Annotated in this window: 13 protein-coding genes; 2 read left to right on the top strand and 11 right to left on the bottom strand. The window is 70.2% G+C overall.

Annotation, left to right across the window (positions count from 1 at the left end; genetic code table 11):
• Positions 1–165 precede the first annotated feature (165 nt).
• The 8 genes from AB0K34_RS43915 to AB0K34_RS43950 form a co-directional block, all read right to left on the bottom strand.
• Complete coding sequence (locus AB0K34_RS43915; protein ID WP_301176162.1) at positions 166–741, bottom strand: hypothetical protein; 576 nt, start codon at positions 739–741, stop codon at positions 166–168.
• Positions 725–1,915, bottom strand: coding sequence for a hypothetical protein (locus AB0K34_RS43920; protein WP_301176163.1), 1,191 nt, complete (start codon positions 1,913–1,915; stop codon positions 725–727). The genes AB0K34_RS43915 and AB0K34_RS43920 overlap by 17 nt, the downstream gene beginning before the upstream one ends.
• Positions 1,916–2,021: 106 nt before the next feature.
• Positions 2,022–3,314 carry a helix-turn-helix domain-containing protein gene (locus AB0K34_RS43925; protein ID WP_364554447.1) on the bottom strand — a complete coding sequence of 431 codons (1,293 nt, stop codon included), beginning with the start codon at positions 3,312–3,314 and terminating at the stop codon, positions 2,022–2,024.
• 256 nt (positions 3,315–3,570) lie between these two features.
• On the bottom strand, positions 3,571–4,761 hold the full coding sequence (locus tag AB0K34_RS43930; protein ID WP_364554449.1) for a helix-turn-helix domain-containing protein: 1,191 nt from the start codon (positions 4,759–4,761) through the stop codon (positions 3,571–3,573).
• 462 nt (positions 4,762–5,223) lie between these two features.
• Entirely contained in the window at positions 5,224–5,721 is a 498-nt protein-coding gene (locus AB0K34_RS43935; protein WP_364554451.1) for a hypothetical protein, read from the bottom strand.
• A gap of 304 nt (positions 5,722–6,025) precedes the next feature.
• Complete coding sequence (locus AB0K34_RS43940; RefSeq protein WP_364554452.1) at positions 6,026–6,337, bottom strand: DUF397 domain-containing protein; 312 nt, start codon at positions 6,335–6,337, stop codon at positions 6,026–6,028.
• Positions 6,338–6,490: 153 nt separating this feature from the next.
• A complete protein-coding gene (locus AB0K34_RS43945; protein ID WP_364554454.1) occupies positions 6,491–6,847 on the bottom strand; it encodes a DUF397 domain-containing protein in 357 nt (118 codons plus the stop codon).
• Positions 6,848–6,876: 29 nt separating this feature from the next.
• Positions 6,877–7,734: a helix-turn-helix transcriptional regulator gene (locus tag AB0K34_RS43950; protein ID WP_364554456.1), complete on the bottom strand. Its 858-nt coding sequence runs from the start codon at positions 7,732–7,734 to the stop codon at positions 6,877–6,879.
• A gap of 198 nt (positions 7,735–7,932) precedes the next feature.
• Between AB0K34_RS43950 and AB0K34_RS43955 the strand changes: the two genes are divergently transcribed.
• Together AB0K34_RS43955 and AB0K34_RS43960 are read left to right on the top strand one after the other, a co-directional pair.
• Positions 7,933–8,214, top strand: a complete 282-nt coding sequence (locus AB0K34_RS43955; RefSeq protein ID WP_171068870.1) for a hypothetical protein — start codon at positions 7,933–7,935, stop codon at positions 8,212–8,214.
• On the top strand, positions 8,211–8,729 hold the full coding sequence (locus AB0K34_RS43960; RefSeq protein ID WP_364554458.1) for an ATP-binding protein: 519 nt from the start codon (positions 8,211–8,213) through the stop codon (positions 8,727–8,729). The genes AB0K34_RS43955 and AB0K34_RS43960 overlap by 4 nt, the downstream gene beginning before the upstream one ends.
• Positions 8,730–8,742: 13 nt before the next feature.
• Here the strand turns inward: AB0K34_RS43960 and AB0K34_RS43965 are convergent, their stop codons facing one another.
• The 3 genes from AB0K34_RS43965 to AB0K34_RS43975 all read right to left on the bottom strand — a co-directional run bounded on the left by AB0K34_RS43965 (position 8,743) and on the right by AB0K34_RS43975 (position 11,783).
• Positions 8,743–10,128 (bottom strand): hypothetical protein, encoded by a 1,386-nt coding sequence (locus AB0K34_RS43965; protein WP_364554460.1) that lies wholly within the window; start codon positions 10,126–10,128, stop codon positions 8,743–8,745.
• 71 nt (positions 10,129–10,199) lie between these two features.
• Positions 10,200–10,940 carry a hypothetical protein gene (locus AB0K34_RS43970; protein WP_364554462.1) on the bottom strand — a complete coding sequence of 247 codons (741 nt, stop codon included), beginning with the start codon at positions 10,938–10,940 and terminating at the stop codon, positions 10,200–10,202.
• Between the two features lie 249 nt (positions 10,941–11,189).
• A complete protein-coding gene (locus AB0K34_RS43975) occupies positions 11,190–11,783 on the bottom strand; it encodes a hypothetical protein (protein WP_364554464.1) in 594 nt (197 codons plus the stop codon).
• Positions 11,784–12,137: the final 354 nt, after the last annotated feature.

The raw sequence follows: 12,137 nt of genomic DNA on the forward strand, positions 1-12,137 counted from the left end.
GACGTGGCCGACCGTGTGCTGCCCGAGCTGGACGAGCGGCTGTCGCGTACGGCCGACCGTGTGCTGCGCGAGCGCGGTGTCGAGGTTCGGATGGGCTGACCACCGTCATCGGCGAGGCCGGACGGGAGATCGCCACGGCCGAGAACGAGACCGAGGCCGCGGAGATCATCGACGAGGTGTGCCGGATCCTGATCCGGCTCGCGCGCTGACCCGGGGCCGGAACCCGGCGGCGGGCAGCGCGAGGAGCAGCGCCGCGCCCAGCGCGGCGGCGCAGACCGCGAGGGTGCAGGCGGCGACGGTGACGTCCGCTCCCGGCTCCGGGAGCGCCATGGCGGCGCGGCGCATCGGCTCGGCGGCGAGGAGCGGCACGGCGGCCCAGACGGTCAGCCGCGCCGTCCGCGACCCGGTGAGCAGTTCCGGCGCGGTGTGGGTGAGGAGCGCGCCCGCGGCGAGGAGGAGCGCGCACAGGGCCATGCCCGTGCCGATGTCCGGCCCGGCCGCCGGCGGACCAGCCGGGCCGGGCACGAGGCCGTCCAGTACCCGCAGCAGCCAGACGCGGGAGCCGGTGCTGGCGAGGACCCCGATGACGAGGACGGCCGACGCCGCCCACGCCGCGCACAGCAGCGCCACGGCCGCGACGGCGAGGTGGGACTGCTCCCACGCCTGACCCTGGAGCGGCGGCCCGCCGGAACGTTCGGGGGCGGCGTCCCGGAGGCCGCCGCGGTCAGGGGCGGACGACACGGACCTGCCCGACCGACAGCCGGATCGGCGGGACCGGCTGGAGCGGGCGGACCGGCCGCGCGCGGGCGGGCTGCGGCGGCAGCGTGCGCAGCCGCGCCGCGGTGGGCCGCTTGCCCGCGAGGTGCCTGCGGGCGGCGCGGAGCCGGCGGCGCATCACCCGCTGGGCGCGGGCGTCGCTGCGGCGGATCAGCCGCAGCCGCATCAGCAGCAGCGTCACCCCGGCGCCGAGCGCGGCGAGGAAGCCCGCCTGGAGCGCGGCCAGTTCCTCGTAGGTGAACGGCTCGGTGGGGATCGTGCGCAGGTTCGACACCGGGACGAGCGGCCCGGACGCCGGCGCGATCTGCGGCGCGTTGGCGGGCACGATCGGCGGCAGCGCCACCTGCGGCCCCTTCATCCCGGCGAGCGGGTTGAACCCGGACGGCGTCAGCGGCGGCACGCCGGGCGGCAGCGTCCCCGCGCTGATCCCGGGCGGCAGCGCGCCGGACGCCGAGGTGATGACCAGCTTGTAGGTTCGCGACACGGTCCGCGCCTTGGCCGCCGACACCGACGCGCGCAGCGTGATGACGCCGGGCTTGGCCGAGGACGGCGCCCGCACGGTCGCGATCGCTGAGGCCCCGCCGGAGCCGACGCTGCCGAGCGACTGCGCGCCGGGGCTGACCGACGCGCCCGAGGCCGACATCCGCAGCGCGACACCGGTCGCGGTCGCGTACGCCGACGAGATCCGCACGGTCGCGGTGATCGAGCCGCCGGGCTTCATCGTCGCCTGCGACACCGTCAGCCCGAGCGACAGCACCGGCGTCTTCGGCTTGCCCGGTCCGGGCGGCGGCGTCGTCGGCGGGTTCGTCGGCGTCGTGGTCGGGGGCGGGCTCGTCGGCGGGTCCGTGGGCGGGTCGGTCGGCGGGTTCGACGTCGGCGGGTCCGTGGGCGGATCGGTCGGCGGGTCCGACGTCGGCGGATCCGTGGGCGGGTCGGACGTCGGCGGATCGGTCGGCGGATCGGACGTCGGCGGGTCGGTCGGGGTCTCCGTCGCCGGGGGCGGGTCGGACGGCGTGTCGGTCACCGTCGTCTCGGGCGACGGGGTCTCGTCCGCGTACACGGGGTGGACGCCCACCGTGCCGATGAGCGTCACCGCGCCGAGTCCGGCCAGGACCGAGACTGCCGATCGTGAACGCACCCCGAACGCACCTCCACCGCGTCGCGACCATCCCACCGAAATTGCGCTGAATTGGATGGAAGCATGCGCCGATTCGGTCCATCAACCCCGCACGTCAAGGTCCGTTTCAGTTGCTCATATTCCGCCGATCCGTAAATGACCGATTATCATCGGGTGAGGGTTTCCGCGGGGCGTCGCCGTCCCGCCGGGAGGCCGCTCCCGCCGCCGCGCCGGCGCGCTCGCGCAGCCGCATGGCGCGCAGCACCGCCTCGATCGCGAAGCGCGCGTCGGAGTCGGTGAGCCGGTCGCCGAGGGTGCTCTCGACCTGCCGCATCCGGTAGCGGACGGTCTGCGGGTGGATGCCGAGTTCCGCCGCGATGTCGTTGGCGCTGCCGCGGGTCGTCAGCCAGGCGCGCAGCGTCTCGAGCAGGCGTTCGCGCTGCCGGCAGGTGAGGTCGTCCATGTCGCCGAGGTGCCGGGCCGCGAGCTGGTCGATGAGCGCCTGGTCGGACAGCAGCCACAGGGTGATGAGGTGCTCCTCGCAGTCGGTGACGGGCGTGTCGCCGAGGACGCCGTCCTCCACCAGGCGGAGGGCGCACCGCGCCCACCGCAGCGAGTCGACGACGCCCGCGGGCGGCACCGTGAGGCCGATGACGAGCTGCCCGTCCGGCAGGACGCGCAGCAGGGACCGGCGCCGCTCCCCGGTCGCCTTGCCGGGGACGACGAGGAACGGCTGGGTGGCGGTGAGGTCGGCGAGGACGTCCTCGTCGAGGGCGGCCCGCACGTACCGGGCGCCGGGCGGGGCGACGACGACGGTCACCTCGTCCGGGATCGTCCACCCGGCCTTTTCGGCGGCCTCGGCCAGGACGCGCGGGGACGCGGCGGGCCGCAGCAGCAGTTCCAGTAAGCGCCGCCGGTGCGCCTCGGCCTCGCCGTCCGGGCGGGCGTCCAGGTAGCCCTCCAGCGCGAGCGCGGCGAGTTCGTCGATGTAGGCGAACAGGGCGTCGGCGAGCTGGGCCATGACCTCGGGCGACACCCGGCGGCGCGGCCCGACCTTCATGATGCGCCGCCACGCGACCTGGGCGCCGATGCGCAGCGCGGCCTGGAGCGTGTCGAGCGTCCGGCCCTCCTGCGCCTCGAACCGGCCGAGGCGGCGGTAGGTCTCGTGGTGGCGCTCGCGCGGGGCGAGGGGGTTGGCCACCCGGTCGACGAAGTCGGTCAGCGCGCGTTCCACGCCGATCCGCAGGGCCTCCACGTAGGGGCCCTTGAGGGGTCGCCCGTACTCGGGGATCGACCGGCGGACCTCGTCGATGATCTCCTGGGCGAGGCTGGGCAGTTCCGGGCGCATCAGCAGGGCGAGCCGGCGGGGCAGCCGCGTCCGGCGCTTCACCGTCCCCCGCGTCAACGTCTGCTGTGCCATGGGCACACCTCCAAGTCGCCGACGTCGCGGACCGGGGCATGGCGCCGGGCGGGGGCACCCGGCCGTCCGGACGGTCGACCGTATGGCGTAATACCGAGGGCGCGCCGAGCGGGGGACCCCTGCACACCCCCCGCAATCAGTGAGCTGAAGCACATTGAACTTAGATCAAATAGGGCGCGTCAAGGTAAATGAAACGTAAAATCAGCAGTGTGTGGCCTCATGGCCACATTCAGCGTCCAATTGGGACGGGCTCATTTCACGGGGCGCCCCGCTCCCGTAGCCGGTGGGCGCGCAGCACCGCGTCGAGCACGAATCGTGCCGCCGGATCGGTGAGCTGCCGGTCGAACGTCGCACTGATCTGCCGCATCCGGTAGCGGACGGTCTGCGGGTGCAGCCGGAGCCGGCGGGCCGCCTCCACCGCGTTCCCCTGTGCCTCCAGCCACGCCCCGAGGGTTTCGGTCATGCGCATACGACGGGTCCGCGGGAGATGGGACAGCGCGGCCAATTCGCGCCGGGCGAGCTGGTCGAGGAGCGGACCGTCCGACAGCAGCCACAGCTCCAGCAGATGCCGCTCGCACAGCGTCGGCCCGCCGTCCTCCAGCAGCCCCGCGTCCACGAGGGCGAGGGCCCGCCGCGCCCACCGCAGCGAGTCGGCGGCCTCCCCCAGCGGGACGGTGAGGCCCACCGCGAACCGGCGTTCGGGCATCGCGCGGCCCAGCATCGCCGCGCGCTCGGGCCCGTATCCGCCGGGGATCAGCAGGTGGGGTTCGGCGTCCGCGAGGTTGACCAGGACGTCGGCGTCCATCGCCTCCCGGATGCAGCGGGCCCCGCCCGGCAGCGCGACCATCGTCACGGTGTCGGGGACGTCCCAGCCGGACGCGGCGGCGGCCCCGGCGAGCGCGCCGCTCGCGGCCCCCGGCCCGAGCACCATCCGCAGCAGCCGGTGGTCGCCGGGCGGCTCGTCGGCGGACGAGCGGACCTCCAGGTAGCCCTCGACCGACAGGGAGGCCAGCTCGTCGATGTAGGCGAAGAGGGCCTCGGCCAGCCGGGACATGACCTCGGCGGGCAGCCGCCGCTCCCGCGCGACGGCCGCGACCCGCCGCCACGCGACCTGCACGCCGACCCGGTAGGCGGCCTGGAGCGAGTCGAGGGTGCGCCCTTGGTAGGCCACGCCGCGGCCGAGTTCCCGGCACAGCTCGTCGCGGCGCTCGTGCGCGCCGCTGCCGCCGGAGACCTGGTCGAGAAAGGCGGTCATGGCCTGCTCGACGGTGACCCGGAATCCGGCCGGAGTCGTCGGCCCGTCCTGCCGCGAGTACTCCGGGACCGACCGCCGGATCTCCTCGATGATCTCCCCGGCGAGCGTGGGCAGCTCCGCGCTCAGAATCGCGATGACCTGCGGCGGCAGAGCCCCAGGACGACCCCCTCCCCCAGCGAGGGTCTTCGTCATCCGCTCTCCCCTTCACGAGGTCAAAGGAATTGCCCTATTAAAAGGTAACCCACCCCGCACCCGCCGCACACCATTACAGAAAGATCTTCAGCCCCCGAATGCCGCGAACACTCACCCGGCAACAAAAACGACCCCATTCATTGATCACCCGGAGACAATCCGAAGCGCGCCCGCACCCGATAGGCGACCGCCCGCCCGCACCCCCAGGCAGGTGTTCCCCCTCACCCCAGTCGGATCTATAGGCACAATTCCGTCATTACGTCACGTAACGACAGACAACTTCCTGCCAGGAGCGGGCGGAGTACTCGGACGTCGCGCTCTCTGGGATCATGAACGGCGGCGGCCCCGCCAAGGACGAGTTGGCGGGGCCGCTTCCTCACATGGCCGGGCTCCCGGTGGGTGGCGTCGACGCTCCATACCCGCCGGCGTTGCCGCGCCGCACGACCGGCGGTCGGCCGCGGTTCACACCTGCTCTCTCTGCTGGAACTCACCCCCCGACGTGATGGACGCGCCCGCGGACGCGGTGTACAGGAACACGGCGAACACGGTCGCGCCGGAGTGCATGTGCACGTTGACGCCGCACTTGGCGCTGCCCTGATCCGGTCGCTGAGAGGTCCGCTCGACGGCACGGATCTCGTCGCTGCCGCCGTTCACGATGAGTGCGGCGAGGTGCTCCTCGACCAACGTCAGTGCTACACGCCCGGACGCGGGGAGTTCTGGGAGGGTCACCGGTGCGGGCGGCTGTCCGGTTACAGGCTCCTCCGGCTGCGATTGGTCCTCACCGCCGGATGCACTGGTGCGGACCCACTGGATCGCGACCGCCGCGCCGGTCCGGAGTGTGATGACGTGCCCGCAGGGCTTGCCGGTGATCCCCGCGTCGGCGAACGTCTGTACACCGGTGATGGCCGGGGACCCCGCCAGGACGCCCTGCACCCAAGGCGCCCATCTAGGTAGTCGCATATGCCCTCCTGGCGATGTGTCGTTTTCGCACGGCCATGCTCCTGATGAGGCATGGGCCTGGTGGCGGCACGGGCCCAGAGGTGGCGCTCCGGAAACCAAGGGCGGTCTCCAACCGGCGCCGCCGTTCCGGTCCAGCGGTCTGCTCCGCGGTGTACCCGGTCAGACCGGCAGCGGCATTGCTGACATGGAATGTCCGAGCGCCCGCTGCGTGCATGCCACCGTCGGAAACTACCGAGGCAACTTGGTGATCAACGGCATGTCCACCGCGTGTCCTGCCGCGTTCTCGTGGCCGACTCCGATCGCGTCAGGCGAGGTCGAGGCGCCCGCTCTTGACGGCGTCGAGGAACGCGGCCCAAGCGCCGGCCCCGAACCCCAGCACGGGCCCGTCCGGATCCTTGGAGTCCCGTGCCAGCACCACCGCCGTCTGTAGCGCCGCCGCGACCTCAACGCAAGATCCGTTATTGGCACTGTAATTACTTGTACGCCACGCCCCGACCTCGACGCATTCGCCCTCATCCGCGCTGTAGCTGCTTGTGCGCCAGATGGCCGCTTCGATGCAGTGTCCCTCGGCACCACTGCGGCTGCTCTTGCGCCAGACGATGTTGCTGTTGTCCATCGCGCCTCCCCACCTGGTTCTACGGCACAGTGTGCGGCTGAGTCGCGGTGCCCATGTGGGCAGGTAGGGCTGTCCTGGACGCCGTACTGACGTCCAGGACCATGCTCGGGCGCGACCTTGGACCTGCTGCGTGTGGACGGGAGGCGGGAGGCGTCAGGCGAGGTCGAGGCGCCCGCTCTTCACGGTGTTGAGGAACGCAGCCCAGGCGTCAGCGCCAAAGCCCAGCACCGGGCCGTCCGGATCCTTGGAGTCCCTGGCCAGCACCATCGTCTTGTCTGATGCAACCTCAACACACTGGCCGCCTTCGCCGGTGCTGTGGCTGCTCGCCTTCCATGGGCTAATCCGCACGGAGCCCCCTCCACTGCCCGTACCCGCTGGGTGGACACCGACTTCAACACAGTGCCCTTGGTCAGTGCTGCGCGTGCTCTTGCGCCAGGCCCCGACCTCCACACAGTTGCCCTGCTCGCCACTGCGACTACTCTTGCGCCACCGCACATCTGAGTACCTCATGGTGACCCCAGACTCCTGTCTAGCGTTTCCTAAGAGACTTCGTTCGCCACCTTAGCGATCAACTGAAGAGACTCGTCTGGCCCTACTGCGCGGGACCGCAGGTGGTCGAAGAGGTTGATGTACTCCTCAACCTCCGATGGATCTTCCAGGTAGATACTTCCCAATCGATATTGGACATATGCGACATCGGGATCGGCGGGTTCCGGGAACCGCAAGACGTGGCAAGAGCCTTCCATGGCGGGGTGTGCACCCGCCGAGAAGGGGAGGATCACGATGTTGATGTGGTCGAGCTTCGCCAACTCGCAGAGCCGCTGAAGCTGATCACGCATCGTCTCCCGGCCACCGACCTGCCGTCGGATCACTGCTTCGTTGAGGACAGCCCAAACCTTGGGAGCGTCCTTGCCGATGAGGCGTTCCTGTCTTTTCAGCCGCAGATCAACTCGACGGTTTACCTCTTCCTCGGGCAACGTTCGGAGCCCGGCGTTGAGCAGTGCCCTGATGTAGTCATCAGTTTGGAACAGCCCCGGTACGTGCTCAGACTCGTATGTGAGGATCTCCGACGCTTCTTCTTCGAGGCCGACGTAGACCTCGAACCAGTCGGGGATCGAACCGGAGTACTGGTGCCACCAGCCGCGTTGGCGGCTCTGGCGGGCGAGGGTGACGAGGACATCGGTGCGCTCGTCGTCCAGGCCGTAGAACTTGCAGAGCGCCATGATGTCGGCGACCTTCGGCGCGTGGACGGCGGCCTCGATGCGGCTGACCGTGGCGGGGGCGATGTCCGCGAACCTGGCCGCCTCTTCACGGGTCTTTCCCGACTCTCTGCGCAGTCTCCGCATTTCAGACGCGAGGCGCCGCCTACGGACCGTGGGGCTCGTCCGACTTGCCACGTTCGTACCTCCACTTCGTATATACCCATCGAGCGGACCATGATTCTTTGAGCGAGTTCACTTCTTTGGGTTTACAAACTCAGGCCGTCCGCTTCATGCTCTGACCGTAGCGAAAATTACGCACGGTGTATGGGTGATCACGGAAGAAAGCTGGGTGAATCGTGGTCGTCCTCGTGCCTGGAGAAGGGGCGTCCGACGATGTCAGCGGATCAGCGGCCGCACGCGGTGCGGTTCGGCCTCCTGGCTGATCTGTGTTACAAGCTGGGAGAACGCCAGCAGTGCACCTCCATGCTCGTCCACCCGTCGCGGGGTGAGGCGGTGCTGTGGGTGCCGGAGCGGGCCTGGCCGCGCAAGTGGCTCGGGGTCGCGGCGGTGGACCACCGGGGACGATGGCTCTACGCCTTCGGCGACCAGTGGAGCATCGCCGGGGACGTGGCCGAGGCCGCAGCCCGGGTCGCGTGGGCGGTGCGGGCCCGATGAAGCACTTGGGGACGTGCGTCATCCCGTCCGCGCGAAAGAACGTGGCCAACGGACGGCGGTGGCTGCTCGGGCGGCTCGAACCGCTGCTCGGCGCGACGCACAGCGCCTGCGATGACAGCGTCCTGCTGCTGTCGGAGACGCTGACGAACGCGATCGTCCACGGAACGGGCCACCTCGTGGAGGTGGACGCCTACGTGGACACGGCCAACATCCGGATCGAGGTCACGGACGAGGGCGGCAACACCGTCCCGCATCACCGCGACGATCCGCACGGCGAGCACGGGCGCGGCCTGCCCATCCTGTCGATGCTCGCCAAGTCGTGGGGGTTCGAGCAGCTCGACGACGGTCGGCTGCGTGTGTGGTTCGAGGTGCCGCATACGGCACGTCCAGAGAACCGCGAGGACGGCCGTGCCAAGGCGTTCGAGGGCGCTCCGACACCGCCCCGTCCGCGAGACGGCACGCACGACGGGACGTCGCTCAAGGCGAACACCTCCGCGCATACCGGCGATCGCTGACGGCGAAGGCGCGTCAGTCTTCGGTGGGACGTGGTCGCCAGCGGTCGAGGGCGACGACGGCGAGGCCCGCCAGGAGCAAGAGGGCGGTGTAGAGCCAGAGGTGGCCGGGTTCGCGGAACAGCTCCGCGTTCGGTCCCCGACGGCCGGTTCCCTGCCAGTCGCCGAGCAGGCCGCAGGCACCGATGACGGTCGCGAACATCAGCGGGCCCAGGACGGCAGGGGAAAGTCCGTCCTGGGTCAGCCAGACACCGAGTGAAGCGATCGCGAGCGTGATGGTGGCGGCGAGAAGAAGGAGCATGACGACCGTCATGCGGTCCGGGCGGACCACCATCGTCAGGGCGAGGACGGCGGCACACGAGGTGCATACGGTGAGGGCGGCCCAGTGGCGCCAGGGCGGGAACGCGGCGGCGGCACCCGCCACCACGCCGAGCGCCACCAGGAACCACATGCTGATAAAGCCCGAATGCTGCCCTTGGATGAGCGCGCTTGCCGGGCCAGAGAAGCCGATGACGGCGGCCGAGGCGACGATGGTGCCGACCGCCGCGCGAAGCCCCGCCAGCGCAGCCGCCACCAGACCGGCGGCCAGCAGCAGCCAGCACGCTTTGACCGCGAAGCCGCCCTTGACCGTCTCCATGCCGGCGGCCGGGATGAACGCGAGGACCGCCACCGCGCCCGCGATCGCCGTCCGGACGCCCATCGCGGGCTCGGCGTCGCCGGACGGTGCGGCCAGCTCGGGACGTCCGTCGTAGCGGTAGTACAGGCCCAGCGCCAGGAAGGCCCCACCGATCGACGTGGCCAGGAAGAAGAGACGGATCAGGATCTGGACGACTTCGGCGAAGTCCCACGGGTAGCCACCAGGCCGCGCGATCTCGATGTGCGCTATCAACATGTCCGTGGACGCGCCGAAGACCTGCGCGCCCACTCCCGCCCCGATCAGGATCGCGCCCGCACCGGGCGCCCCGATGTGGACGAGCCGGAGCCCGGCGGCCAGCGTCCCTAACAACACCAGCTGCGCCCCGGCGGTGACCGAGCCGAAGTAGAACCAGGCCGCGCCGGTGTAAAAGTCGTTCCGCGCCACGACGTACACGACCTCGGTGGGGAGCATCAATACAACCCCCGCGACCAGGAGCCACGGCCAGCTCCGGCGCAGCGACCACCGCATCGCCGCCAAGCCGGCGACCGTCACCACCGCGACCACGGCGGCCTGCTCGGCCTGCACCACGCCCGGGTTGATGCGCAGGACGTCCGCGAACCCGGCCGCGCGCCCGACGTGGCCTCTGGGCCGCGCGGAGTTGGCGACCGCCCCGAGCGTCCCGATCGCGCACAGCAAGACGGCGCCGATCACCCATGGACGGCTGGTCTCGAACGGAATCCGGTTACTCAAGGCTGCGGTTGCCATGACACTCCTACGGGTTCCTCATCGTCCGCTGGGCGCGGTTGAGTTGTCGGCTTTCGGCTCCGGCGGCATCGTCACTGGCGGTCGTCGTCGTTCCTGTAGTCGTCCTGTTCAGAGAGCCGTTTGAGGTTCTTGCCCATCTCCCAGGCCGCGGCCGCGACGCCCGCGATGCCGGGATCCCGGCGCGTGGGCCGCTCCGCGATGGGCGTATCGGGCGAGTAGCGCATGACCGCCTCGGCCAGCCTTTCCCCGTCCAGCCGCCAGCCCTGGATCCTTTGCGACGCCAGCGACGGCTCGGCGCCCATGCGGCGCAGCCAGGGACCGAAGACGGCCTCCTTGAACTGCTCCTCCGCGACGGTCGGCGGAGGCAGTTCCGGTGGCCTGGGCAAACGGCTCATCCGGGCGGTGACGCCGGCGGCGTTGAGCTCGACCCCCACGTAGTGATGGCGCGTTCTCTGCCTGCCGCTGCGCACGATCCGGTCGAAGGTCACGATGCAGTCGATCCAGGACCAGGGGATCAGCTCCGGCTCAGCGTCTTCGACGGTGTAGCCGAAGTAGACGCCGCGCGCGTCCACCGCGAACGAAACCTCCCCGCGACGTACCGGCCTCGTGACAAGCACGGCGAGTATCGCGGTCACTCCGCTGAACATCGTCAGTCCGAGGGCGATGCCGGGCCCGGGATTACGAATGGTCTGATAGAGCAGGAACGCGTCCACGGCGCCGCAGCCCACCAAGACCGGCAGATTGCCCCACCAGGTCTGCCTGGCGATATAAGCGCCCTCGGCGAATCCGTCGGGGCTGTCGTCGGGTCTCATGTGGTCCGCGCCTCACCACCGAACACCTGTGGATCGCTGTGCGAGCCGACAGTGCCGAGTTCCAGAATGCCACCGTGCGACCTGAGCGCGCCAGGCCCATTTTCGCAGTCGGCGTCAATGGCGCTGGACTCGTTCTCAGGGCCCCGCCACCTCTCATGGCGGGGCCTTGAGAAACGCACGGCCGGAATTGCTGCTCGACAGATGGCGGGAGGGGCGCCGCGCAATACTCGGTGCCCAGACCGCCGCCGGTCAGGGAAGGTTGTTGATGCCGAGCAGGGCGATGTAGTGGTCGAGGACGACCGTGTTCGTGCCTGCCGGGGACGGCAGGCCGGCCGCCGAGTTCACGAGGTCGTCGATGTTCGTCCCGGACTGCTCGCATCCCCGCGCGGCGGGTGCGGGGAAGGCGTTGTCCACGTGCGTCGCCGACATGACGGTCGCCTTCCCGGCGGTCCCCGCCCGCGTGAACGGGACGCCGGTGATCGGGGTGTTCGGCGGAGGCGGGTTCGTGGTACCCGTCGTCATGCTCAGCGGAATCGGGTCCTCGTCGCTGCCGATCACGCAGGAACCGCCGAGCCCGGCCCCGCTCAGGCGGATCTTCAGACCGATCGTCATGTCCGGGTAGTTGATCGTGAAGCCGCCCGCGTACTCGGGAGCCGCGAAGACCGTCCTGCCCGGCGGAAGGCCGATGGCCTCCGAGGGCAGCGCCACCTTCTTCGTGTGCAGCGGCCCCACCAGGAGCTGCCTCTCCCCGGTCGTCAATTCCGTCACCTGGGCGTAGGTGAACTTGATCGGGTCAGTGATCTCGTGACCGAGCCGACCGATCTGGATCCGGCCACCGACCACGACTTGGTCGTAGCACGTCCCAATGTATCTTTCGTAATCCTCCGGAACGGAGGGGCAATCAGAGAAGTCGAAGTCCGGCAGGCCGGTTTCGGCGGGTGCCGTCGGAACCGTACGAGCTTGGGCGGAGGAGGTTCCCGCCAAGAACATCCCAGTCGCGGCGAGCGAACACACCGCGCCGACGGCGGCCCTTCTACGCGTTAATGCCCAATTCATGCACCTCTCCTCTCTCGTCCGGCAGCGTGGTCCGTGCCCGCGGGGGGGGGGCGGGGCCCCCCCCCCCCCGGCCCCCCCAGAAAACAACAAAAAAAAACAGAGTGGTTTCTTATTTATTAACAATTAAAAAAAACACGGGCT

Origin of the sequence: Actinomadura sp. NPDC049382, from assembly GCF_040677125.1 — a bacterium.
Classification (GTDB): Bacteria; Actinomycetota; Actinomycetes; order Streptosporangiales; family Streptosporangiaceae; genus Spirillospora; species Spirillospora geliboluensis.